18 protein-coding genes and 1 tRNA gene are annotated in these 25,548 nt (G+C 35.1%); 6 read left to right on the plus strand and 13 right to left on the minus strand.

The genetic code is table 11. The features are described 5' to 3' along the window. Positions 1-14: 14 nt before the first annotated feature. Entirely contained in the window at positions 15-1,811 is a 1,797-nt protein-coding gene (gene typA / locus B3C16_RS16245; RefSeq protein ID WP_121313039.1) for a translational GTPase TypA, read from the minus strand. 162 nt (positions 1,812-1,973) lie between these two features. Between typA and B3C16_RS16250 the strand changes: the two genes are divergently transcribed. Next, positions 1,974-3,689, plus strand: a complete 1,716-nt coding sequence (locus tag B3C16_RS16250) for a PAS domain-containing sensor histidine kinase (protein ID WP_121313038.1) — start codon at positions 1,974-1,976, stop codon at positions 3,687-3,689. A 9-nt stretch (positions 3,690-3,698) separates the two neighbouring features. Then, on the plus strand, positions 3,699-4,109 hold the full coding sequence (locus B3C16_RS16255; RefSeq protein ID WP_121313037.1) for a response regulator: 411 nt from the start codon (positions 3,699-3,701) through the stop codon (positions 4,107-4,109). A 72-nt stretch (positions 4,110-4,181) separates the two neighbouring features. On the opposite strand, the gene rpsT is transcribed toward B3C16_RS16255, so the two are convergent. The 3 genes from rpsT to proS form a co-directional block, all read right to left on the minus strand. Then, on the minus strand, positions 4,182-4,433 hold the full coding sequence (rpsT, locus tag B3C16_RS16260) for a 30S ribosomal protein S20 (protein ID WP_121313036.1): 252 nt from the start codon (positions 4,431-4,433) through the stop codon (positions 4,182-4,184). Positions 4,434-4,586: 153 nt separating this feature from the next. Next, positions 4,587-4,658: transfer RNA gene (locus B3C16_RS16265), tRNA-Glu, on the minus strand. An 82-nt stretch (positions 4,659-4,740) separates the two neighbouring features. Further along, positions 4,741-6,219 (minus strand): proline--tRNA ligase, encoded by a 1,479-nt coding sequence (gene proS, locus B3C16_RS16270; RefSeq protein ID WP_291133375.1) that lies wholly within the window; start codon positions 6,217-6,219, stop codon positions 4,741-4,743. Between the two features lie 100 nt (positions 6,220-6,319). Between proS and B3C16_RS16275 the strand changes: the two genes are divergently transcribed. From B3C16_RS16275 to rimO, 3 genes are all read left to right on the plus strand, one after another. Then, positions 6,320-7,252: a hypothetical protein gene (locus B3C16_RS16275; RefSeq protein WP_291133377.1), complete on the plus strand. Its 933-nt coding sequence runs from the start codon at positions 6,320-6,322 to the stop codon at positions 7,250-7,252. Positions 7,253-7,327: 75 nt separating this feature from the next. After that, complete coding sequence (locus tag B3C16_RS16280; protein ID WP_121313033.1) at positions 7,328-8,839, plus strand: OmpP1/FadL family transporter; 1,512 nt, start codon at positions 7,328-7,330, stop codon at positions 8,837-8,839. Between the two features lie 126 nt (positions 8,840-8,965). After that, entirely contained in the window at positions 8,966-10,270 is a 1,305-nt protein-coding gene (gene rimO / locus B3C16_RS16285; RefSeq protein WP_291133379.1) for a 30S ribosomal protein S12 methylthiotransferase RimO, read from the plus strand. Here the strand turns inward: rimO and B3C16_RS16290 are convergent. From B3C16_RS16290 to B3C16_RS16300, 3 genes are all read right to left on the minus strand, one after another. Further along, the gene (locus B3C16_RS16290; RefSeq protein WP_291133381.1) at positions 10,264-11,139 is read right to left on the minus strand and encodes a TorF family putative porin; all 876 of its coding nucleotides are present in this window, start codon (positions 11,137-11,139) and stop codon (positions 10,264-10,266) included. The two genes, rimO and B3C16_RS16290, sit on opposite strands and share 7 nt — an antisense overlap. A gap of 11 nt (positions 11,140-11,150) precedes the next feature. Further along, positions 11,151-13,235, minus strand: coding sequence for an ATP-binding protein (locus B3C16_RS16295; protein ID WP_291133383.1), 2,085 nt, complete (start codon positions 13,233-13,235; stop codon positions 11,151-11,153). A 112-nt stretch (positions 13,236-13,347) separates the two neighbouring features. Next, positions 13,348-15,531 (minus strand): B12-binding domain-containing radical SAM protein, encoded by a 2,184-nt coding sequence (locus B3C16_RS16300; protein WP_291133385.1) that lies wholly within the window; start codon positions 15,529-15,531, stop codon positions 13,348-13,350. Positions 15,532-15,678: 147 nt separating this feature from the next. On the opposite strand from B3C16_RS16300, the gene B3C16_RS16305 reads away from it, so the two are divergent. Continuing rightward, a complete protein-coding gene (locus tag B3C16_RS16305) occupies positions 15,679-19,740 on the plus strand; it encodes a T9SS type B sorting domain-containing protein (RefSeq protein ID WP_291133387.1) in 4,062 nt (1,353 codons plus the stop codon). 5 nt (positions 19,741-19,745) lie between these two features. Here B3C16_RS16305 and B3C16_RS16310 read toward each other — a convergent pair whose 3' ends face one another. From B3C16_RS16310 to aqpZ, 6 genes are all read right to left on the minus strand, one after another. Beyond that, positions 19,746-20,486 (minus strand): DUF4369 domain-containing protein, encoded by a 741-nt coding sequence (locus tag B3C16_RS16310; protein ID WP_121313027.1) that lies wholly within the window; start codon positions 20,484-20,486, stop codon positions 19,746-19,748. Between the two features lie 185 nt (positions 20,487-20,671). Next, positions 20,672-22,534 (minus strand): peptidase M61, encoded by a 1,863-nt coding sequence (locus tag B3C16_RS16315; RefSeq protein WP_291133389.1) that lies wholly within the window; start codon positions 22,532-22,534, stop codon positions 20,672-20,674. A 165-nt stretch (positions 22,535-22,699) separates the two neighbouring features. After that, positions 22,700-22,975, minus strand: coding sequence for a TIGR03643 family protein (locus B3C16_RS16320; RefSeq protein WP_121313025.1), 276 nt, complete (start codon positions 22,973-22,975; stop codon positions 22,700-22,702). Positions 22,976-23,074: 99 nt separating this feature from the next. Continuing rightward, positions 23,075-23,905, minus strand: coding sequence for a sterol desaturase family protein (locus B3C16_RS16325; protein ID WP_121313024.1), 831 nt, complete (start codon positions 23,903-23,905; stop codon positions 23,075-23,077). A gap of 36 nt (positions 23,906-23,941) precedes the next feature. Beyond that, positions 23,942-24,544: an alpha-ketoglutarate-dependent dioxygenase AlkB family protein gene (locus tag B3C16_RS16330; protein WP_121313023.1), complete on the minus strand. Its 603-nt coding sequence runs from the start codon at positions 24,542-24,544 to the stop codon at positions 23,942-23,944. Positions 24,545-24,616: 72 nt separating this feature from the next. Continuing rightward, a complete protein-coding gene (gene aqpZ / locus B3C16_RS16335; RefSeq protein WP_291133393.1) occupies positions 24,617-25,324 on the minus strand; it encodes an aquaporin Z in 708 nt (235 codons plus the stop codon). Positions 25,325-25,548 lie beyond the last annotated feature (224 nt).

The following is a 25,548-nucleotide window of genomic DNA, read 5'->3' on the forward strand; positions in this document are numbered from 1 at the left end:
CATGTCGCTATTCATTATATTTTAAAACGTTTTCTGTCGTTCTCATTCAAATAGATTTTTCTCAAACGAATCGATTTAGGTGTTACCTCAACATATTCATCTTTTTGGATGTACTCTAAAGCTTCTTCCAATGAGAAAATAATCGGTGGAATAATTCTGGCTTTTTCATCATTTCCAGAAGAACGAACGTTAGATTGTTTTTTCTCTTTAGTTACGTTTACACTCATATCATCACCACGTGAGTTTTCTCCGATTACCTGACCTTCGTAAATTTCGGCATTTGGTTCAACAAAAAACTTACCACGATCTTGTAATTTATCGATAGAATACGGAATGGCTTTTCCTTTTTCCATAGAAATTAATGAACCTTTGTTACGTCCGGCAATTTCTCCTTTGAAAGGTTCGTATCCTATAAAACGGTGTGCCATAATCGCCTCACCAGCAGTAGCAGTAAGCAATTGATTACGCAATCCAATAATTCCACGAGATGGAATATTAAATTTAACAATCATACGTTCCCCTTTAGTTTCCATACTCAGCATTTCACCTTTACGCATAGTAACGAACTCAACAGCTCTACCTGATAAATGCTCTGGTAAATCGATAGTTAATTCCTCAATTGGTTCACATTTTACACCATCAATTTCTTTGATGATAACTTGTGGTTGACCAATTTGCAATTCATACCCTTCTCTTCTCATGGTTTCGATCAAAACCGATAAGTGAAGTACTCCACGACCAAAAACCATAAATTTATCCGCTGAATCGGTTTCACCCAATTTCATCGCTAGGTTTTTCTCTAACTCTTTAGTCAGACGATCTCTAATGTGACGTGATGTTACAAACTTACCTTCTTTACCAAAGAAAGGAGAGTCATTAATGGTAAACAACATACTCATTGTTGGCTCATCGATAGCAATAGAAGCTAACCCTTCTGGATTTTCAAAATCAGAAATAGTATCACCAATTTCAAAACCTTCAACACCAACAATAGCACATATATCTCCGGCAATTACTTCTGTTACTTTTTTACGTCCAAGACCTTCAAAAGTATGTAATTCTTTAATTCTAGATTTTGTAACAGTACCATCTCTTTTTACCAAAGAAATGGGCATTCCTTCTTTTAAGATACCTCTTTCTAAACGACCGATAGCAATACGTCCTGTAAAAGCAGAGAAATCTAACGAAGTAATTAACATTTGAGGTGTTCCTTCAGATACTTTTGGCGCTGGTACATGCTCAACAACCATATCTAATAAAGGCTCGATGTTTGACGTTTGGTTTTCCCAGTGGTCAGACATCCAGTTATTTTTGGCTGAACCATAAACGGTTGGAAAATCCAACTGCCATTCTTCTGCGCCTAATTCGAACATTAAGTCGAATACTTTTTCGTGTACTTCTTCCGGAGTACAGTTTTCTTTATCTACTTTATTAATAACCACACAAGGCTTTAATCCTAAGTCGATGGCTTTTTGCAACACAAAACGCGTTTGTGGCATTGGTCCTTCGAAAGCATCTACTAAAAGACAAACTCCGTCAGCCATGTTCAATACTCTTTCTACTTCTCCACCAAAATCGGCGTGACCAGGAGTATCAATAATGTTGATTTTAGTTCCTTTATATACAACCGAAACGTTCTTAGAAGTAATCGTAATTCCTCTTTCACGTTCTAAGTCATTGTTGTCAAGAATTAAATCACCTGTGTTCTCATTTTCGCGAAATAACTGACAGTGATACATAATTTTGTCAACCAAAGTCGTTTTTCCGTGGTCAACGTGAGCAATAATTGCAATGTTTCTAATAGATTCCATGTGTGCTTTTTTGTGGGTGCAAAGGTACACTTTATTTTTATATAAAAAACCAATAACAAATTAGTTTACACTTTATTAAAATTGAGCATAAAGTTTATAAAATACTTAATAAGTTTTTAGCTAAATTTTAAAACTTATTTGAAAATCTATATATTTGGAGTAATGAAAAATAATTCTACTAAAATAACATTAGCGTACGTCCTTATTTTAATGCTGGTGGCTGTACTCGGTCATCAATTTTTTTTAGATTATATCAAAACTTCTCCTGATTCCTCCATATACTTTTACATTCGGGACTTTATTTTTATTGCTATCTCGGGAATCATTTTAAATGTCATTCTCAATCAAAATTCCCAAAATAACAAATCTGTTTTTGAGAAACTACAGATTACCAATAATGAAATCATTGAATCCAACGAACGTTATGATATCGTTGCCAAAGCGACGAGTGACACCATTTGGGATTGGAAAATTGAAGATGATAGTTTTTTATGGAATAAAGGAATTCAAGGTGTATTTGGGTATAAAAAAGAAGAAATAGGCAAAACTTCAAAATGGTGGTTTGAAAGAATTCACCCCGAAGACAGTTTAAAGATGTCTGTAAAACTCTATTCCTTTTTGGAACAAAAAACAGAGAAATGGCAAGACGAATACCGTTTTCAATGTGCGGATGGTACTTATAGATATGTTTTTGACAGGGGTTTTTTAGTAAAAGACAAAGAAGGCAAACCTATCAGAATGATTGGAGCCATTCAGGATATTACCAAACAAAAAGAAGAAGAACAACGATTGAGATTGCTCGAAACGGTAATTACACAAAGTAAAGATGCTGTAATGATTACGGATATCGACACTTCTAGTGAAGTAATTCCGAATATCATCTTTGTCAATTCGGCTTTTACCGATATGACTGGCTACAAAGCCAATGAAGTGATTGGGAAATCTCCGGTAATGTTCTTTGGTTCGAAATCTGACATTTTAGAATTTGACAGACTAAAAACAGCCATCCAAGACTATAAAGAATGTTTTATTGAAACCATTAGCTATAAAAAAAATGGGGAAGAGTTTTGGATTAACTTTTCTATGATTCCGGTAACTAACAAAGATGGGGAACACTCCCACTGGATATCGATTCAAAGAGATGTTACTGAAGAAAAGAACAAAGTAAAAGAAAGAGAGCAACTGATTCGTGAATTAACACAAAACAATAAAGACTTAAAACAATTCTCTTATATCACTTCGCACAACCTAAGAGCACCTTTATCTAATTTAACCGGTTTGTTAAATTTGGTGGAAGATATGCCAATTGAAAACCCGGAATTAAAAGAAATCATTGACGGCTTCTCCAAGTCTACTCATTTATTAAATGAAACTATCAATGATTTGGTTAAAGTTGTTATTATCAAAGACAACCCGTCAATCCAAAAAGAGAAAGTATTAATTAAGGAAATATTTGAAAATGTCTTTAATCAATTGAGCTTTTTGATAGGATTGCACAAGCCTATATTGAAAATAGATTTAGAAGAGGTGACTATTTTAAATATTAATAAATCTTATTTAGAAAGTATTTTTTTAAATTTACTGACGAACGCTATAAAATACAGAAGCGAAGGCAAACAATTAAGAGTAAACATCTCCTCAAAAGTAGTAGATGATGATTTAATCCTTACGTTTAAAGACAATGGAATCGGAATTGATTTGGTTAGAAATAAGGATAAAATTTTTGGTTTGTACCAAAGATTCCACGATCACCCTGACAGTAAAGGATTGGGATTGTATTTAGTAAAATCACAAGTAGAAGCCATGGGCGGAACAATAAACGTAATAAGCACAGTAGGTAAAGGAACAACCTTTACCATAACATTTAAGAATAATTAATCCTTTCAAATGCTCGAAAAAATACTTTGTGTAGACGATGATGCCATAACTTTGATGCTTTGTAAAAAAGTCATTGAAAGAGTTGCTTTTGCCAATGAAGTACTGACTGCCAAAAACGGCGAAGAGGCCATTGACTACTTTAATAAATTGGCTCCGGAATACAAACTCGATGTGAACGTATCCTATCCAAAATTGATATTTTTAGACTTAAACATGCCTATAATGAATGGTTGGGAGTTTTTAGACAACTACCTTCAAAATGATTATCAGGATGTATTTAAAGAAGCTAAGTTTATTGTGCTATCGTCTACAATTGACCCTCAAGATGTAGTAAAAGCAAAAAGTTACCCTATGGTGATTGACTTTCTTTCAAAGCCTATAACTAAAGAAATGCTCGAGATTTTAAAACCCGGATTTTAGATTCCAGATTAATATAAAATAAAAAGTCCCGAGTTATCGGGACTTTTTTTTATAAGCTTACAATAAGTTAGATTATAACTTAGAAACGTGTTTAGTTAATTTAGATTTTAAATTAGCTGCTTTGTTATCATGAATGATATTTTTCTTAGCCAATTTGTCAATCATAGAAATAACAGCAGACAATTTAGCAGAAGCATCTGATTTATCTGTAGCCAATCTTAACGCTTTGATTGCGTTACGAGTTGTTTTGTGTTGGTATCTGTTCAACACTCTTTTCTTTTCGTTGCTTCTGATTCTTTTTAAAGCTGACTTGTGATTTGCCATTTTCTTGTAATTTAATTGTAATTAATAATAAAATATTTAGTTAAAAAAGAAAAACCTCCCACAATTAAACATAATCACTTTGGTTTTAACTAATAAAACAACAATTCGAGACACTGAACTCTTGTTCTATAAAACTAATTTACAACTAATCTGTAGCCCGTAGGGGAATCGAACCCCTCTTACATGGATGAAAACCATGCGTCCTAACCGATAGACGAACGGGCCAACTTTGCTTAAAATTGCGGTTGCAAAAATACAATTATTTTTCAATCACACAAGAGCGCAACTATTTTTTTTCTGATTTTTATTAATATGCTTTTGCAAAGAGCACTCTACCAGTGGATTTGTTTCCGGAAAAAACACAAGTTCCTTCTTCCTTTTTTTGATCTAAAGGAATACAACGTATGGTTGCTTTGGTCAAATCCTTGATTTTTTCTTCCGTTTCCGGAGTTCCGTCCCAATGGGCAGAGATAAAACCGGTCTTGCTTTCTAAAACTTCTTTAAACTCTTCAAAAGAATTTACTTCAGTAATATGCGTATTTCTAAAATCCAATGCACGATTGAATAAATCTTTCTGAATTTGCTCCAACAAGTCCGTAATATAATTGACAGCACCTTCTTTATCGACTACTTCTTTAGTCAAAGTATCACGTCGAGCAATTTCGAAAGTTCCGTTTTCTAAATCTTTTGGCCCAATAGCAATCCTCACTGGCACACCTTTCAATTCCCATTCAGCAAATTTGAAACCCGGTTTTTGAGTCGTTCTATTGTCAAACTTCACGGAAATGCCTAATTTTCTGAATTGAGCTACCAAATCATTAGCAACATCTGAGATATTATCAAACTCTTCATCTGTTTTGAAAATCGGAACGATAACCACTTGTATTGGAGCCAAATTTGGAGGTAACACTAATCCATTGTCATCGGAATGTGTCATAACCAACGCACCCATCAAACGCGTAGAAACACCCCATGATGTACCCCAAACATGTTCTTGCTTTCCTTCTTGGTTGGCAAACTTTACATCAAAAGCTTTGGCAAAATTTTGCCCTAAGAAATGGGAAGTACCCGCTTGCAAAGCTTTTCCGTCTTGCATTAAAGCTTCTATACAATAAGTTTCTTCCGCACCCGCAAAGCGTTCAGTTTCCGTTTTTAACCCTTTGATAACCGGAATAGCCATAAAGTTTTCAGCAAAATCCGCATAGACATGCATCATCTTTTCAGACTCTTCAATAGCTTCTAGTTTGGTGGCATGCGCAGTATGTCCTTCTTGCCATAAAAACTCTGCAGTTCTCAAGAATAATCTGGTTCTCATTTCCCAACGAACGACATTCGCCCATTGGTTGATTAACAAAGGTAAATCTCTATAAGATTGAACCCAATTTTTATATGTAGACCAAATAATGGCTTCACTGGTTGGACGAACAATTAGTTCTTCTTCCAATTTAGCATTGGGATCAACCATTAATTTCCCCGGTTTATCAGGATCGTTTTTTAATCGGTAGTGTGTTACGATAGCACATTCCTTGGCAAAACCTTCTGCATTCTTTTCTTCAGCCTCAAACATGCTTTTGGGTACAAAAAGAGGAAAATAGGCATTACTATGACCTGTTTCTTTAAACATTCTGTCTAATTCTGCTTGCATTTTTTCCCAAATAGCATAGCCGTATGGTTTGATCACCATACAACCTCTAACCCCTGAATTCTCAGCTAAATCAGCTTTGACGACCAGTTCGTTATACCATTTGGAATAATCTTCTTCTCTTTTTGTTAGGTTCTTACTCATATTGAATAATTTGGCATAAAAATTGTTTAACTTTTTTTAACTAAATAGTTCGACAAAACTAACTATTTTTGTATAGTCCAACAATAAAAATGCTATAGATATGAAAACTTATTATTTATTTAGTCGAAGATTGCCCCTATTTTACCTCTTAGGGATTGTGGCAATTACAATTACCTCATGTGGCTCCTACCAAAACAGTTCTTATTACGATTCTGATGGAGTTTATGGAAGTTCAGAAACTAAGAGACGAGAAACTGTGTCAAATGACAATTCTCAAAGCAATAAATACCAAGAATACTTTAGCGACCTGAATAAAGAGTCGGAAACATTTACAAATGTTGAAAACTATACTTCTGTAAGTAACGACTCAACAGCAAACAATACCCAAAACTATAACAACAACGCAAGTTGGGGAAGTAACCCACAGTCAGTAACCGTTAATGTTTATGACAACAGCTGGGGTTACGGCTACTGGAACAATTACTGGTACGGCAATTACTGGGGTTGGAGCAACTGGGGACCATCATGGGGTTGGGGTTGGAACAATTGGTACGGTCCGGGTTGGAATGTTGGCTGGGGCGGTTGGTATAGCCCTTGGTATGGCGGCTATTATGGTTACAACAATTGGTATGGTGGTTACTACAACAATTATTATCACTATCACAATGGAGGAAGAAGAGGCTCTTCATTTGGAGTTGGAAACAGAACTAACAATTCAAGATATGGTGTCAGAAATGCGTCTAATTATGGTGTAAGAGGAAACAACTCTATCAATACCAGGAATTCCACCTTTAATCCTACTCGAAACAATTCTAATTCCACTCCAACGAGAAATAATTCTTCTACTCCAAGAAATTACAATAACACTTCACCTAGACCAAACACAAACACCTCTCAACCAAGAGGAAATGTGAGAACTGAATCTGCCCCTACACGTTCTTCAAGCCCAAGCAACTATGGCGGTGGTCGTTCCTCTGGAGGCGGTGGCGGAAGTTACGGCGGTGGAAGATCCGGCGGCGGCGGAAGAAGATAATTCACTAATTTATTATTTACCTATGCTTTGTTAAACTATTGCATAGGTTTTTTTTGAACAAAAATTAAAAATACTATGAAAAAGTACTTACTATTATTATGCATTGGAATGTCATTTTCCAATGTTCAAGCTCAAGAAACCACACCGGATGACGTTATACGTCTAGCCGTTGACAATCTTACCGGAACTGCCAGATTCAGAGGGATGAGTGGTGCCTTTGGAGCCGTTGGTGGTGATTTATCAGCCATTAATGTTAATCCGGCAGGTTCAATTTTTTTTAACAATAACTTTGCTACGATTTCCGGTTCTGTTTACAATGCCAAAAATAAATCTCGCTATTTTGGCACTTCAACCAATGACACGGATAGTACTCTAGACATCAATCAAGCTGGTGCTATTTTTATTTTTAAAAATGGTGCTGACAGCAAAAGTGATTGGAAAAAAATTGCCATTGGTTTAAATTATGAAAACGCTAATAACTTTAACAATAGCGTATTATCTGCAGGAACCAATCCATATAACTCTATAGGAAATTATTTTGTAAACATTGCTCAAGGCATTCCAACTAGTGTGCTAAATGATTTCAGTTATTATGATTTAAATTTTTATGAGCAACAGGCTTATTTAGGTTATGACACTTATATTTTTGAGCCGACCAATAATGTCCCTAACAACAATTCTTATTACACTAACATTCCGACTGGTGGAAACTATTACCAAGAAAACCAAGTTTTTACTACTGGTTATAATGGTAAACTATCCGGTAACTTTTCTGCTTCTTATAAAGATATTATTTTCCTTGGCGGAAATTTGAATTTCCATTTCGTAAACATTGAAAAGTTGTCTTCTGTATATGAAAGCAATGACAATCCGCTTTATGATACCGGTTCAACCATTTCAGAAATTCTTTTTGAAAACAGACTTTGGACAACTGGTTCCGGATTTTCATTCAACTTAGGGGCAATTGTAAAACCTATAGAAAGTGTTCGTATCGGTCTCGCGTATGAATCGCCAACGTGGTTCAGATTAACCGACGAATTACAACAAGGAGTTAGAACACGTAGTCTAAACAATCAAGACGGTAATGAATTCCCTTTTTCATTTCAAGATCCTATAGTGTATTTACCTTACACGGTTCAAACTCCCGGAAAATGGACTGGCAGTTTGGCATATATTTTTGGCAAAAAAGGATTATTAAGTGTTGATGTTTCCAGCAAAGATTACAGCGCTACAAGAATAAAACCTAAAAACGATCCAAGTTATATGGGCATCAACAATTTTATGAACAATGCGTTAGACAATGCTATTGAGGTTCGTGTTGGTGGCGAATTCAAAATCAAACAAGTGAGTTTAAGAGCAGGCTATCGATTTGAAGAAAGTCCTTATAAAGTAGACCAAGCTTTTGGTGACTTAACCGGATATACCGGTGGAATTGGTTATAATTTTGGCGAAAGCCGATTAGATTTAGCTTACTCTTATGACCACAGAAATAGCAATCAAGCTTTTGTCTCTTCGGGCATGACAGATCCGGCGAGAATCAGCAGATACAACAATAATGTAACGGTTAGTTATTCTGTGAATTTCTAATCCGCATCTACTACAAACCCAAACCATCTCAATAACGAGATGGTTTTTTTATTTTTGAAAGTCAACAGGCTAATTAGAAATAAAACCGTAATTTTGCACGCTTTCCCAATAATCGGAATTAAATCTATGAGAACTAAGTCTTTAAAGAAAAACAAAATCAATGTCATTACCCTTGGATGTTCTAAAAACACTTACGATAGTGAGGTTTTAATGGGGCAATTAAAAGCCAGTGGCAAAGAGGTAGTACATGAACAAGAAGGAAACATTGTGGTGATTAACACCTGCGGTTTTATTGATAATGCCAAAGCAGAATCAGTAAATACGATTCTTGAATATGCCGATAAAAAAGAAAGAGGCTTAGTAGACAAAGTTTTTGTTACCGGTTGTCTTTCTGAAAGATACCGTCCCGATTTAGAGAAAGAAATTCCGAATGTTGACCAATATTTCGGCACCACAGAATTACCCTTATTATTAAAAGCTTTAGGTGCAGATTACAAACATGAGTTACTTGGCGAACGTTTAACCACCACGCCAAAAAACTATGCTTATTTAAAAATTGCTGAAGGTTGTGATAGACCGTGCAGCTTTTGTGCCATTCCGATTATGCGTGGCAAGCACGTTTCGCAATCCATTGAAAAACTAGTCAAAGAAGCTGAAGGTTTGGCTAAAAACGGCGTAAAGGAATTGATTCTTATCGCTCAAGATTTAACGTACTACGGTTTAGATTTATACAAAAAAAGAAACTTAGCTGAATTGCTTGAAAATTTAGTAAAAGTAGAAGGCATCGAATGGATTCGTTTACACTATGCTTTCCCAACCGGTTTCCCAATGGATGTTTTGGATTTGATGAAACGCGAACCAAAAATCTGTAATTATATCGATATTCCGTTGCAACACATTTCAGATAATATTTTGAAATCTATGCGAAGAGGAACGACAAAAGAAAAAACCACCAAATTGCTAAAAGAATTCCGAGAAGCTGTTCCGGGAATGACCATCAGAACGACTTTAATCGTAGGTTATCCGGGAGAAACTCAGGAAGATTTTGAAATCATGAGAGATTGGGTTCAAGAAATGAAATTTGAAAGATTGGGTTGTTTTGCATATTCTCACGAAGAAAATACGCATGCTTATTCCTTGGAGGATGATGTTCCGGATGAAGTAAAGCAAGCGCGTGCTATGGAAATAATGGATTTACAATCGCAAATTTCTTGGGACTTAAACCAAGAAAAAATCGGGCAAACTTTCAAATGTATTATTGACCGAAAAGAAGGTCAGTATTTCATCGGAAGAACTGAATTTGACAGTCCTGATGTAGACAACGAAGTGTTGATTGACGCTGCGAATTTCTACGTTAAAACCGGAGAATTTGTCAATGTAAAAATCATTGATGCTACTGAGTTTGACCTTTATGGTGAACCAGTTCAGTAACTAAAACTTAGCGTTATTACCCAGAAATTTTTCCCGAAAAGCTCGGTGTTTTTTGAAGCGCCATTGTGTGTGTAATTCAAAGCAATTGGCATCGAAATACCGTGGTTTAAATCAAATTCTTTAGAAGCAGTTACACCTATATTTGTGAAAGAAACTTTATCATAATCGGCATAAGTATAATATGCTGCTTTGTTATTTAAAACTGCACCAACAACGGGCGAAATCTCAATATTTTGTAACACTTTTGAAGTTGCATTTTCAAAGAAAGCAAAAGTGTAGCCTAATTCAAGATAAGTTGTGAAATTTTGTTTTGGATTTTCACCATTGCTATCATATCGGAAGTCATTTCCGGCTACCAAAGTACTTATCGTGGCGTTGAAGGGATATTTATAACCTTCCGAAAAATCTAAATACAGCATCGCGTCAACCGTTTTCGAACCATCGCTTCCGTAATTGAAAAATCCGTTATCAACACCTTCTACCCTACTAACCGATGGCCAATAATAATCCCAAAGTTGGAATTGCAAAAAATCATTGATTTGATAAGTCAAATAAAAATCAATCTCTTGATATCCTTTGTAAGCCGAAACAGCATCGGGATAAAAATAGTCGCTTTTGAAATTGGTAGTAGCCCAAAAACCCAATGTCAGTTTTGGTGTAACGGCATATTCAATAGAAGGTTGAATCGCAACATAATCGCCGCCCCAACATTGTCCACGCCAAAGGTATCGGCTGGCGATATCTATCTTTAAATTCAGTTTCTTTTCGTCCTCCGCAATGCTATCGGCTACGACTATATTTTCTTGAGAAAAAAAAGGAATTGTAACCAAACTAAAAAACAACACGGCAACAATTTCTTTATAACTCATCATGCTTTTTTTTATAAATACTTGGTCAACAATTCAAACAATCGCTCTCTATCTAATGGTTTTGTAATATAATCCGTAAATCCGGCTTCTTCAATTTTGGCCTTGTCTTCTGAAGAAGAATAAGCTGTTTGTGCAATGATTGGCAAATTCGGACGCATCGGTTGGATTTGTTCGATAGCTTCAAAACCTGTCATAATAGGCATTTTTATATCCATTAAAACCAAGTCAATATTAGGGTTGCCCAAACAAATTTCTACGGCTTCCCTACCGTTTATTGCTCTGATGATTTCATAATTCTTATGCTGCATCATTTTTTGGAACAATAAGAAATTGATATTATCATCTTCGGCTATCAAAATTAATTTGCTGTCTGATTTTGTGACCTCAAGGTTGTTGACCGGTCTAACCATGATATTGTCAACCTTAGCATATTTTAACGGAATTGAAAAGTAAAAAGTAGAACCTTTCCCTACTTTAGATTCTAAGGAAATACTTCCGCCCAGCAGCTCCACATAAGCTTTCGAAATAGCCAAACCTAACCCTAAACCACCAACTTTAATAGAAACATCACTGTCAACTCGTTTGAATCGATCAAAAATATTTTGGTGTTCTTGTTCGTCAATTCCAAGACCCGTGTCTCTTACAGTGAAATGAATTTGCTCATTTTTTTCATCAATTTCGTAACCAAAAGTGACCATGCCTACATCGGTAAACTTAATAGCATTGGTCAACAAATTAATAATAACCTGCTTCAGTTTTATATCGTCAGTAATAATATTAAACTCGGCCGGCATTGAACTTTTAATCAATATAAATTCAATCGATTTTTTTGGAATGGTAACTTTAATGGTTTCATAGAGTTCGCTAACGCATGATTCTAAATTGACTACAGTATAATTGGGCGAAATTTGATTGGAATCAATTTTTGACATTTCGATCAAATCATCAATAATGGAAACCAAATTTTTCCCACTCTTTTCTATCACATTCAGATATTCCAGTTTCTCCGTTTCGTTGATGTTAGTATTAATTATCAAATCCGTAAAACCATTGATGGCATTCATCGGTGTTCTGATTTCATGCGATAAATTGGCTAAAAAAGACGATTTTAATCGGTCGCTTTCTTCCGCTTTGATTTTGGCCGTAATCAACTCCAGTTTTTGATTATTATTTTCTTCGAATAAATTCCCGATATAACTAAACTCACCGTTTGATTCTTTTAACAGCTTGATGGCTTTTTTATTGCCGGTTTCCAGAACTCTTCTAATCAAATCCAACGGATAATAAACCAATCTTCTGGTGTAAATTAAATTAACCAGCAAACTGATAAAAAAAGTAACTATTATGATATACAGCAAGTTAATGGTGTTTTCGAAATAAATTTCAAAATTTCTTTGAAACAATAGTTGACCGATTACTTTTCCATTAGAATCTTTTAATTGAAACGCAGTAGCTATTTTGTTTTTTTCTTCCTTAATCACCACATTAGATCCCAGAAACTCTATCTTAGAATTAGTTATATGCTGTAAATTTTCAAAAAAATCTTTGTCCATTAATCTAACCACGAAAAAGTAACCCGAAGTTTTAGTTTTATTTTTCAATGGATCATCAGAAGGATGAATTGCGGCACCGGTAACTTCAACAATTCCTTCCGGAATTTTTAGGTAAAACTTTTTTATTCCTTCTTTATCCAGCAAATCCATGGCTTCTTTCGGAATAAAATCTAACGTTTTGATTCTTGGTGTTGGCGTACGGATGATAAAGTTTTTTTGAGCATCATAAGCTCCTAAATATTCGGCGTCATAAATTTCCAATTCGTTACCAATAGTTTGATCAAACCAAACCTTGTCTTTGGACGCTATAAAATTGACAAACTCATCCCAATTGGAATCATTATTAATAGCAACTAATACAGGTTTCGACTCTAAATCAAGCAGCTTATGTATTTCATTATCAAACTGTTCTACAGAATCTTTATAAACATCTTTTTCTGCTTTTTTTGTATAATAGAAAAGGGCAAAATAAAGAATAATAAAAAAGATGCTAGAGGAAACTATTAACCAAAGAATTTTTGGGAAGGTTTTTTTAACGGTCATTGTAGTCTATTCTCTTTATATAATTTATAGTCTAAATGTATATTAAAAAAGGACAACAACTGTTTAGTTTGATAAAAATAATCAACAAGTTATCAAGAATTAAAATATAAATTTAAAGAACTAATAACCCAAATTCCTTGAGATTTTTGACAGGCTTAGAGTACCAAAACAACTCAAAATCATCAAACTGTGTTTCAAAATCGGTTTTGAGTTCTGCAAAAGTAAGCATCTTCTGATTGTCGACATGAAGTAAATCAATCGCTTTTACAAGCCATTCGCCTTTGTCTTTTTCTAAACTGATTTCTAAGGTGTCGTTTTTGTCAAAAAAAACCAACTTTATCATTTCCCAAGCATTTCCTTTTTTGGACTTAGTGAAAATTTCAGCCAATGGTTTTCGGCCTAACCAAATTATTTTGGCCGTAGGTTTTACATTAAAAAAATCTTCTTTTTCCAAACAATTAATAATAAAATCAGAATTTATAGTTGTTCTTGGAATTTTAAAATCAAACCAATCCTGCAATTCATAATCGAACCCAATGCCGTGCATATAATTGAACAAAGATTTCTTCAACCCAAAACTAAATTGGTCGTGATTGATACCGGTTTTGTCTTTAAATTCAATGTCATTGTTAGCAAAAGTAATGTCGTTTTGCTCCGGAATAACCCCAAATTCTTCAGGAAACATGCCAACCGGGCTGTGTGCTGTCATGGCAAATTGATGCCAAAAACCCGATTGCAAAACACCGACTTCAAACAATTGACGAACCATTTCCAAACTATCTACCGTTTCTTGAACTGTTTGCGTTGGATAACCATACATCAAATAAGCGTGGACCATAATACCACTTTCTGTGAAATTTCTGGTAACTTGGGCTACTTGTTCCACTGTTACCCCTTTTTTTATCAGTTCTAATAATCGGTCAGAGGCAACTTCCAATCCACCTGAAACCGCAATACAACCTGAGGCTTTTAGCAGAAAACACAAATCAAAAGTGAAACTTTTTTCAAAGCGAATATTAGTCCACCAAGTCACAGTGAGTTTTCGGCGAAGAATTTCTAAGGCAACTTCTCGCATTAAAGCCGGTGGCGCAGCTTCATCAACAAAATGGAATCCGTTATCGCCGGTTTGGACAATCATTTCCTCCATCCTATCGACAAGAATTTTGGCTGCAATTGGTTCGTACAATTTGATATAATCCAAAGAAATATCACAGAAAGTACATTTACCCCAATAACATCCATGCGCCATGGTGAGCTTATTCCATCGGCCATCACTCCACAAACTGTGCATCGGATTGGCGATTTCTATAACTGAAATGTATTGATCTAAAAGTAAATCGGAATAATCAGGTGTACCCACTTCACTTTGCTTGTAATCGGATTGTATGGCGTTGTTTTTATAAACGACTAGATTGCTTTCAAGAAGAAAAGTTCTTTTTAAAGGCATCTCGACTGCGCTCGATGTGACAAAATGGTGTAATAATTCCACCGGTAATTCGCCATCATCAAGTGTTATGAAATCAAAGAACTCGAAAACCCTTTTATCCTTTAAATCACGAAGTTCGGTATTGGGAAAACCGCCGCCCATGGAGACTTTTATCGTTGGAAACTGTCTCTTTATAAATTGCGCACAACGAAAAGCACTGTATAAATTACCGGGAAACGGAACTGAAATGCAGACTAATTTCGGTTGAACTTCAGCAAGTCTTTTCTCTAGAATTTTAAGCGTAATTTTATCAATATAAGTCAAGTCATTTTGCAAATGCGAATACATTTCATCAAATGAATTAGCACTTCTGCCTAATCGTTCCGCATAACGACTAAAACCAAAATTCTCATCAATGCATTCCACAATAAAATCGGATAAATCTTCAAGATATAAAGTAGACAGATGTTTGGCTTTGTCTTGCATTCCCATCGAACCAAATGCCCATTCCATATCGTCTAATTGCTCAAACCTTGAGGCTTCGGGCAGAAAATTACCGCTACAAATTTGACGTGCTAAAGTTTGATTATTTCCTTGTAGAAAATCGATGACAGCATCAATCGTTTGAACGTAATCTTCTCTTAAACTGTAAATTCGTTGAAGGTTAGGTGTTGGATGTTGACTGTTAGAGGAACCAAAAATAGTCGTCAAACCTTCTTTAGAAAACATTTTCAAAATCACTTCTATACCCAAATCCATTTGAAAAGCGGTAATGCTTTTGGTCTTCAAAAACCCTTTCAAATAAGCCGTTGCAGGATAAGGAGTATTGAGTTGTGTAAATGGTGGCGTTATAAGAAGGATGTCTTTCATATAGTGATTCAGAAGGACAAAATTACTTTATATTTTAATTGCTTTGACAAACATTTTGATGGCAATATACATTTCTTAATCAGTAAATTAATTCTTATGTTTTTTGAGATATTATTTTTACTTTTGTTCCCTTTGAATCTCCAATCTATGAAGAAATTATTTGTCTTGTGCTTTTTAACTATTTGTACTTTCAGTTTAGCCCAAAATCAAAATCAGTCTGTTGGCTTTATTGAAAATAAAGGACAAATTATCGACCAAAAAGGAAATCCTAATCCTGCGGTTAAATACCTTTTAAACACCAACGGTCTTAATGTTCAATTGAGACAAAATGGTTTTTCTTACGACGTTTATGAGACTAAAAAAATACCCTTAACACAAAACGAAAAAAAGATTCTGCGAACTACTTCCTCAACAGAAAAGGATAGTTTAGCTAATCAAAATTTCAAATTAGAATATAGCTATCACAGAATTGACATCGATTTTGTCAACTACAATTCTTCTGTCAGATTGGTTTCAGAAGGCAAAATTTCAGATTATGATAATTATTACAATGTGGTTTCCAAACCTGAAGGCGTCTTAAATGTATATAAATTTCAAAAAGTAACTTATCAAAACATCTATCCACATATTGATGTAGTATTCTTTATTCCTGAGGATAAATCAAAACCTGTAGAATACAATTTCGTCATAAAACCGAATGGCAAAATCTCGGATATTCAATTGAAATTCAAAGGTGCTAAAACAGCATTGGTTGACAATAAAATTAAAATGAATGTTCGTTTTGGAATCATGGAAGAGACTATGCCTTTCAGCTGGACTGAAAATGATAAAAAAGCAATCGCCATTAGCTATAAAAAAATCAGTAAAAACACCTATGGTTTTAAATCCTCTGAGAATTTAGATAATAAAACCATAATTATTGATCCAGTACCAATTCGATTGTGGGGAACTTATTATGGATTAGGTTCTAATTTTGAATTAATAGCTTTGGATACTGACAGTTCCGGAAATCTGTATTTTAGCGGACATACTGGTGATTCCGCAAATATGGCCACAGCCGGAAGTCATGATACAACGCTAACCGGTTTTTCAGATGGATTTCTGGCAAAGTTCGACACCAATGGAACTAGAATTTGGGGAACATACTATGGCGGAAACAACTCTGATAGTTTCTATGCCTTGAAGCAAAGTAATAATGAATTAGTTCTCACCGGAGGAACTAACAGTACTACAAATATTTCAACTCCAGGTTCGTTTAAAGAAACGCTTACTGTTGGTGGTTTTAATAATTTAGATGTCTTTATTGTAAAATTTGATCTAAATGGTCAAAGAGTTTGGGGAACATATTTTGGAGGAGAAAATACAGATTACCCACTAAACTTAGATTTAGACCCTATGAATAACATTGTAATTGTTGGGGAAACTTACAGCATCAATGGAATTGCAACACCCGGAACATTTAAAGATTATAAAAGTGTTCCCGTAAATCCAAATACTGTTGGTGAAGGTTTTATTACCAAATTTAACCCTTCAGGCTTTCAAATTTGGGGCTCGTATTATTTTCTATGTGAAATTAGAGGAGTTGGAATAGATAGCAATTCAAATATATTCTTTTCTGGCGATGTTAGTAATAACACCTTTGACTTTACCACAAGTGGTACACACCAACCAAATTTTATTTATAATACTGATACAGGCGTAGCAAACTATTCTTCATACTTAATCAAATTTGATCCAAATGGACAAAGAATCTGGGGAACTTATTATGGAAAAGCTTGGGAATACAATCATTGTCTGAAGATTGACCATAATGACGATATTATTCTATCCGGATACACAAGAAGTACTGAATTAATTGCAACTTTAAATGCACACCAACCCAATTTAAATCCTAATGCACAATCTGCATCGGATGCATACTTGGCTAAATTTAATCAAAGCGGACAGTTAGTTTGGGGAACCTACTATGGAGGAGATGACCAAGAAGATTTACAGAGATATACCATTGATATTGACGAAAGCAACAATATCTTTTTGGAAGGAAACACTATGAGCACCAACAACATATCTACAATAGATTCCTATAATTATACACCTAACGGATGGTATGATGCTTTTATAGTAAAATTTAATCCTTTAGGAGTAAGACTTTGGGGAACTTATTTTGGGGGAAATAATGGCGATTTTGCAACGACAATTAAATATGACAAACAAGGCATATTTTTTATAGCAGGTAATACCTATAGTCCAAATGAAATTTCAACTGCGGGAAGTTATCAACCATTAATGAACGGCTCCAGATGTTTTTTTATTGAAAAATTCAAAGATTGCTTATCCGCTACAGAAGCGCTTTCAAATAATCCTTGTATTGGTGAAGATTTAAATCTAACCGCTTCCGGCGGAACAAACTATACATGGACCGGACCAAATGGCTTTACTTCCAACCTACAAAACCCTACTATTACCAATGCAAACGCTACACATTCCGGTCAATATACTTGCGTTGTTACCGGTACTGGTGGTTGTGACAATACCATTACAGTTGATGTCATTGTTGGTGATGTAACTAAACCAATTCCGGATATTTTAAACCTGCCAACCATAAACGGAGATTGTACTACCGTAATCCCAATTCCAACGGCAACAGATAATTGCTCTGGAATTGTAAACGGAACAACCACAAATCCATTAAATTATCCGTTACCGGGAACTTACACCGTACAATGGAATTATGATGACGGCAACGGAAACATCGAAACTCAAAACCAAACGGTTGTAATTAGCGCGGTAACTTTACCTATTGCAAATTCGCCTCAAACCTTTTGCATCCAACAAAATGCAACGGTTAATAATATAGCTATAACCGGTCAAAACATCCAATGGTATGATGCGCCAACCGGAGGAAACTTATTAAATTCCACAACAGCTTTACAAAATGGCACTACATATTATGTCTCACAAACCTTGAACAGTTGTGAAAGTTCACGAGTTTCGGTTACTATTAACATTCAAAATACGCCAGCACCAATAGGCAATAGTCCTCAATCATTTTGTGCTTTGCAAAATCCGACTTTAAACGACATTACTGTAACAGGAACTGCCATTAATTGGTACAGTTCTACTACCTCTACAACCGTTTTACCATCTAATACTTTACTCGTTGATGGAACTGTTTATTTTGCCACACAAACCGTCAATGGTTGTGAAAGTATAAACAGACTAGCCATTACTATTAGTTTGATTTTTTCTTTAAACGCCAATGACTATGCAACAAATGTTTGTGACGAAGGAAATAACGGAACTGAAATGGTTGATTTGTCGCAATTTGATTCATTTTTAATCAATACAAGCGGAAATACTTTCTCTTATTACAAAACTTATAATGGTGCGGAAAATCAAATTATTGGCGAAGAATTGGCAACAAACCATACACTGAATTTAGGTCTAAACATTATCTATGTGAGAATTGATTCTATGAATGGTTGTCACCAAATTGTACAATTGCAATTGACCTTAGTTCCTGTTCCAATCATTACAATCTCTGATGAAATTATTCTTTGTGAAAGAGGCATTGTTTCAGTCCAAGCCGATTCAGGTTTTGACAGTTACCTTTGGTCAACTAATGCGACTTCGCCTTCCATTGTAATTAACCAAGCAGGAAACTATTCAGTTACTGTGACAGAAAATCATGGTTCTGTGACTTGTTCTTCAACTAAAAACTTCACAGTCGTTTTATCCAATGCACCGACAATTACTTCAATAGACACGGTTGATTGGACAGATTCCGAAAATAGCATTACCGTTAATGCTGTTGGTTTAGGCGATTATGAATATGCTATAGACGGAATTAATTTCCAAAACAGTAATGTTTTCAATGGTTTGCCAAATGGCGCTTATCTGGTGACGGTTAGAGACAAAAAAGAATGCGGAATAGCCACTGAACAAGTCTTCTTATTAAATTATCCGAAGTTCTTCACGCCAAATAGTGATGGCAACAATGATGGTTGGAGTATTAAATTCTCTCAATTCGAACCCAATTTTGAAGTGCGGATATTTGACCGTTACGGAAAATTACTTCGAGTGATGAAAAACAATGAAGCTTGGGACGGAAACTACAACGGAAGACAATTGCCTTCCGATGATTATTGGTTTTACGTTACCCGAGCTGATGGAAAAATCCATAAAGGACATTTTGCTATGAAAAGATAATAAGCTTATTTTTCAGCCTTTTTTCTTTCAGCGATAAAATCGTTAAACTTTTTACCGTAAAGCGATTTTGCCACTTTAGGTGACATTGTTTTTTGAATAGTATCCAAATATTTCAAATTGATATCGTAAATGTTTGCCAAAGCCACATAAGGCGCAACTTCATAATCGGAATGATTTACAGCGAAATTTGTGGTGTACAGATATTTTCTTTTTAAAATACTCTTTTGCTCTTCTTCCATTTTGCTTACTTCATCAAGTTTTCCGTCTTTAAAGGCCTTGAATTTTTTTTCAATCAAATCCATATCTTGATTGACATACCTGGCCATTACTTTTCTATAGTCATCATATAACTCCTGATTTTTTGAACCGGTAATTTTAGCATCCGCAGTAAAAAAATCAAGCGTAGTTTCAATATTCATGGTGCCTTTTTCAGCAAAAAAAGAAATATTGTTGTCTAAAGAATTGGTCACACCTCTATCTAAAAACAAGTATAACATCTCTGGAGATTGTAAATCAAATTCACTTACAAAATGGGAATCACCGTCAATTTTAATAGTATCGATTGGCACTAAAAGGGTATCTTTTATTCTTTGAATGTATAGCGTTCCGCTTTTTAAGCCTTTGATATTTCCATTTAGCACAAAATTCTTCTCCGATTTTTTTTCTGAACAAGACTCGAGCGTAAGCGAACCGGCAAAGCAAACTAAAATTAATACTGATAATGAGGTGAGAAATGATTTTTGCATGTTTGATATTAAGAGGAGAATGTCCGACGAACATTCGGTTTATACTGAGTGATACTCTGATATTTTAAATCTGTTACAAATTTTAACTACATTCAATTCGACCTAACGGTCTCGAGTGGCAATAATACTAAAAAATCCTCAATCTGATTCACAAATTGAGGATTTGAATTATAAAATTATTGGTATTATCCTTTCAACCAAGCTTTGTTTAAAGGCTCTTTCGAAGTATCGATAAGTCCGTAACCTTCTACTTCTTCCATAGACAATTTTACTTTGCCTTTGATGGTTTGCTCTTTTCCGTCACGTTTGATTTTTACAGTTATGTCGTCATCTACTTTCCAGCTTTGGCTTTCCATAATCATATCATAAATGTTATCTAAATTGTAAGCTTTATCATTGACAGCTACAATAATATCGCCGCCTTGCATGCCTAAACCTTTCATGAATTCATTCAGTTCTGTACTTGGCAATACCATGATTTCCTTAGTTTTCCCATCAACTGTGATATATGGCGTTGATTGGTCTTTCAAAAACGGGTTCATTGGAACACTCATTTTGGCTTTGCCTACGCCAACTTTAGCAAAATAAACATCGTATGGAATCGGTGTTGGACCGGCAACGTAAGTATTTAAAAACTCTCCTACTTCAGGATACGTCAACGACGTAATTTCAGCAAAAAGATCTTCATCATTGAATGGTTTTTCCGCACCGTATTTTTTAGACAATTTTTGCATCAAATCTAAAATGCCTCTTTGTCCATTACTCTTTTCACGAATGATAATATCAATACACATTCCGATTAAAGCTCCTTTTTCATATACATTCAAATATTGGTCTTTGTATGGCGGAACCAATACATTAGCACTCATTTCAGTAAATGGCATAGTATCATTTAAACTCGAAGCGTTGTTGATTTTCCCAACCATTCTTTGATAAAATTCATCCGAATCAATTAACCCTTGATTGATTTGGAACAAATTCGCAAAATATTCGGTTACGCCTTCATACATCCACAAATGTTTTGACATTTTTGGGTTATTGTAATCAAAATACTGAATCTCTTTAGAATGAATACTCAATGGGGTCACGATATGGAAAAACTCATGAGAAACTACATCCTTAATTTGCTCTCCCAATGCTGCAGCCGGCATCATTTCAGGAAAAACTACGGTAGTTGATGTATGGTGTTCTAAAGCGCCAAAACCTTTCGCATCGGCTTTTTGCATATCCGATAAGTACAAAAGAACGGTGTATTTTTTGTTGTTATTGATAGGTCCCAAAAAAGCCTTCTGAGCACGCATGGTTTTTTCTAAATCGGCCAAAAGTGATTTGGCTGTGTGTGATCCATTGGGAGAATATACACTGAATAAAATCTCCATTCCGTCTACCTTAAAAGTAATGTAGTCGGGTTTTGAATACATAATTGGATTGTCTACCAATTCAAAATATCTTTTGGTTACAAAATTATCAACGGTATCACTTTTGTTAAGATCTACCAAAGAAGTGGAGCCAAAAAGTGTTGCCGGATGTGTAATCGTTACATTATAAGGGATTTCTAATTTATCATCAAAATAGCCAATAAATCCATGATTGTTCAACATGAAATTCTTGCCTTCATCGATATTGGTTCCGGCAGGTGAAAAAATTTCATCTTTCCCAAAACCTCTTCCGGTTTCCGTATCATATGTATCATTTACCCAATAAGTAACTTTTGCCAAAGCCTTAGCATTACTGATTTTCCAAGAATTGTCATCGGTTTTAGTTACCGTTAACTCATTCCCGCTTTTGTCCAAAGCTTTTAAATCAACTAGTAATTTCCCATAATTGTCCGAAGAATACGTTCCCGGAACTGTTTTTGGAATATGGAAAACAACCTCAGCAGATGTAAAACTTGGTGGCGTAATGGTTACCATCACTTTATCCTCTTTAACTTGATTTAAATCGATAGCAACTTTTATCTCTTGAACAGCAGTGGATTTCTTTTGTGCAACGGCATTAAAATTGAAAACCGACAAGGTTACAATAGCACTTAGAATTAGTTTTTTCATAGTCAATTTTTTTTTGGATAAGACACCAAATGTAAGTAATAGTTACAATCGATTTTAACATTTTTAGTATTGATTAACTAAAATTAAGTCGGCAATAAAAATAACGACTAGAATAAAGGGAATAGCAGTAAATAAAAAAACTCTTGTTGAACAAGAGTTAAAGTTTTAGTCAAATTTATTTTTGATATAATATTTACCTTCTAAATCATCATCGAAATCGTCAATAATTGGTTTTGGTTTTGGCTTGCTTCCCGCCGCTTTTTTCTTCCAAAGCTCAAAATTATCTTTCGATAAACGTTTACGCATTAATTCGGTTACTTCGTTTTCGGTAAGGCCAAATTCTTCTTTTATTACTTCAAAAGGCTTTTTTTCCTCTTGAGCCATGCTGACAACTCTTTCTATTTGCTCGTTGTCAAAGTCTGCAAGCTTACTTTTTTTCATTTCTGTAAAAGCATTATTTAAAAATAGATTCCAACTGATAAATTTCTAATCAATATTAATAAAAAAAATAATTAGTTTTCAATCTGACTAGTGTTTTTTTTAACTCTCACTATTTGGCGAACGGTGTTTTTGAAAAGGAATCGACAACAAATTCTTTAAATCATTGTGCTCTTCAGGCTTCATGTGTGTATCAACGCCGTAAACTATTTTTTCTCTCTCTAACGTTTTAAATGTGCCAAAAAGTCTGTCCCAAATCGAAAATATATTCCCGTAATTACTATCAGTATAAGGCAAAACGTAATGGTGATGCACTTTATGCATGTCAGGTGAAACCAAAAAATAGCTCATCACTTTATCCAATTGCTTTGGCAAAGCAATATTTGCGTGGGTAAATTGCGTAGCCACAACCGATAAAGTTTGGTACAAAAAAACCATCCACATAGGGCTACCCACAATTAAAACGCCCATAGTCGTAAAAACAAATCGTATCACACTCTCGCCCGGATGATGACGGTTTCCTGAAGTCGTATCAATCCAAGTATCGGTATGATGAATCAAATGAAATCGCCATAAAACCTTGACTTTATGTTCCACCAAATGCGCTAAATAGGCACCAATCAAATCCAAAAGCAACAAACCAACAATCGCAAACAACCAGATATTCATTTCAGGTAGCCAATTCAATAAACCAAACTTGTGCTCGACTGTCCATTGCGCGGTGTTGACTAAAATTACAGCCAAACAAAAATTAACTATAATCGTCGTAACAGTAAAAAAGATATTGATTCCCGCGTGCTGTACTTTGTTGTAACCAAATTTTACAAAGGGAACAGCGCTTTCGATTAACCAAAACAAAGCAATCCCACCGGCTAAAATCAACGCCCTGTGCGAAGACGGAATGCTTTCGAAATATTGAATGATATCGTTCATCGAATTGTTTTTTATCAAATATAATAAAATAGAGAATTACTTGATGATGCGAAAAGTAAGATTGATTCGGGAACCTATTTCTTTAGCCGTTTTCGGAATTTGGTGTTTCCAAAAATGCTGCGTCGTGCCTTTCATAATCAGTAAACTTCCATGCTCCAAATTGATTTTTGTCTTTTGCTCCTTAATCGTATTGTGTTGCAAATGAAAAGGTCGCTCAGCACCAAAACTGACCGAAGCAATAATAGGATTTCTACCCAACTCTTTTTCATTATCGGCGTGCCAACCATTACTGTCTTTCCCATTGCGATAATAATTGAGTAAAACTGTAGTGAAATTTTCTTGGCAAACAGATTCAACTTCGTCCTTAATAAACATCAATAACGGGTTCCAATGATGCGGTTGCATCACAATATTCGAGTAACCATAAGGCTTGCCTTCATTCCCAAAAAGCGCCGTCAATCGCGGTTGTGGATGGGTTTTGCCAAATACCGTAATATTGTCTTGTTGCCAAGGAATCTCTGATTTTAATTTCTCAAAAAGTTCATTGGCACGAGCCGAATCAAAGAAACTTGAATAGTATTCTATTTCAGCATCGGGAAGATTGAAAGCAATTTTTTCTTTTGGGAAAAGCGAGTTCATTCCACAAAAATAAAGAGAAAAGAACAAATAACTTCATCCTTTTCTCTTTACTGATTTTAAACTAAGTTAAAACTATAAATCTTCTTTTTTGTCTAAAAACAATTTATAAATAAATCCTCCAACCAAGGCACCGGCAATTGGTGCAACCCAAAACAACCACAATTGGGATAAAGATTCTTCTTGTGCAAAAACCGCCTGCGAAGTAGAACGCGCAGGATTAACAGAAGTATTGGTGATTGGAATACTGATTAAATGGATTAAAGTTAATGCCAAACCTATAGCAACGCCGGCAAACTTTCCGTTAGCCAATTTGTCTGTAGCGCCAACAATAATGAGTACGAAAAACATCGTCAAAATAAATTCTGCTACAAATGCTGAACCTACGGAATAACCATCAGGAGAAAAAGCCCCATAACCATTGGTGGCAAAAGCACCCGCTTTAGTATTGTCAATAGCGAATCCTTCTTTGCCTGAAAGGATGAATAACAAAGTTCCTGCTGCGGCAATTCCGCCCAAACATTGTGAAACGATATAAGGCAATAAATCTTTACCCGAAAATCGGCCACTAGCCCAAAGCCCGAAAGATACCGCCGGATTAAAATGGCCACCCGATATATGACCTACAGCATAAGCCATCGTCAAAACGGTTAATCCAAAAGCTAATGAAACACCGGCAAAGCCAATCCCCAAATCTGGAAATCCCGCGGCAAACAAAGCACTACCACAACCGCCAAAAACAAGCCAGTAGGTACCAAAAAATTCTGCAAATAGTTTTCTCATAAGTTTAGTTTTTCATCACACAAGTCATGATGGGTTAATTATCCTAAATTTAAGAAAAAGGGAATCCTGATTTTTCGATTCTTTATAAACTTATTAACAGCATGACTGTTAATTACTTAAAACTTATCTTTAAAAAAAGCCTCCCTGATAAATTTCGGCGGTGCGCCAACTTAGGATTGTACAATTCTCGATAAGGGTTGTACGATTCTCGACAAGGATTGTGC

Source organism: Flavobacterium sp. UBA7682 (genome assembly GCF_002482945.1).
Classification (GTDB): Bacteria; Bacteroidota; Bacteroidia; order Flavobacteriales; family Flavobacteriaceae; genus Flavobacterium.

Coding starts and splice junctions, on each gene's coding strand:
- typA (WP_121313039.1), bottom strand. CDS start 1,811: ATGGAATCTATTAGAAACATTGCAATTATTGCTCACGTTGACCACGGA.
- B3C16_RS16250 (WP_121313038.1), top strand. CDS start 1,974: ATGAAAAATAATTCTACTAAAATAACATTAGCGTACGTCCTTATTTTA.
- B3C16_RS16255 (WP_121313037.1), top strand. CDS start 3,699: ATGCTCGAAAAAATACTTTGTGTAGACGATGATGCCATAACTTTGATG.
- rpsT (WP_121313036.1), bottom strand. CDS start 4,433: ATGGCAAATCACAAGTCAGCTTTAAAAAGAATCAGAAGCAACGAAAAG.
- proS (WP_291133375.1), bottom strand. CDS start 6,219: ATGAGTAAGAACCTAACAAAAAGAGAAGAAGATTATTCCAAATGGTAT.
- B3C16_RS16275 (WP_291133377.1), top strand. CDS start 6,320: ATGAAAACTTATTATTTATTTAGTCGAAGATTGCCCCTATTTTACCTC.
- B3C16_RS16280 (WP_121313033.1), top strand. CDS start 7,328: ATGAAAAAGTACTTACTATTATTATGCATTGGAATGTCATTTTCCAAT.
- rimO (WP_291133379.1), top strand. CDS start 8,966: ATGAGAACTAAGTCTTTAAAGAAAAACAAAATCAATGTCATTACCCTT.
- B3C16_RS16290 (WP_291133381.1), bottom strand. CDS start 11,139: ATGAGTTATAAAGAAATTGTTGCCGTGTTGTTTTTTAGTTTGGTTACA.
- B3C16_RS16295 (WP_291133383.1), bottom strand. CDS start 13,235: ATGACCGTTAAAAAAACCTTCCCAAAAATTCTTTGGTTAATAGTTTCC.
- B3C16_RS16300 (WP_291133385.1), bottom strand. CDS start 15,531: ATGAAAGACATCCTTCTTATAACGCCACCATTTACACAACTCAATACT.
- B3C16_RS16305 (WP_291133387.1), top strand. CDS start 15,679: ATGAAGAAATTATTTGTCTTGTGCTTTTTAACTATTTGTACTTTCAGT.
- B3C16_RS16310 (WP_121313027.1), bottom strand. CDS start 20,486: ATGCAAAAATCATTTCTCACCTCATTATCAGTATTAATTTTAGTTTGC.
- B3C16_RS16315 (WP_291133389.1), bottom strand. CDS start 22,534: ATGAAAAAACTAATTCTAAGTGCTATTGTAACCTTGTCGGTTTTCAAT.
- B3C16_RS16320 (WP_121313025.1), bottom strand. CDS start 22,975: ATGAAAAAAAGTAAGCTTGCAGACTTTGACAACGAGCAAATAGAAAGA.
- B3C16_RS16325 (WP_121313024.1), bottom strand. CDS start 23,905: ATGAACGATATCATTCAATATTTCGAAAGCATTCCGTCTTCGCACAGG.
- B3C16_RS16330 (WP_121313023.1), bottom strand. CDS start 24,544: ATGAACTCGCTTTTCCCAAAAGAAAAAATTGCTTTCAATCTTCCCGAT.
- aqpZ (WP_291133393.1), bottom strand. CDS start 25,324: ATGAGAAAACTATTTGCAGAATTTTTTGGTACCTACTGGCTTGTTTTT.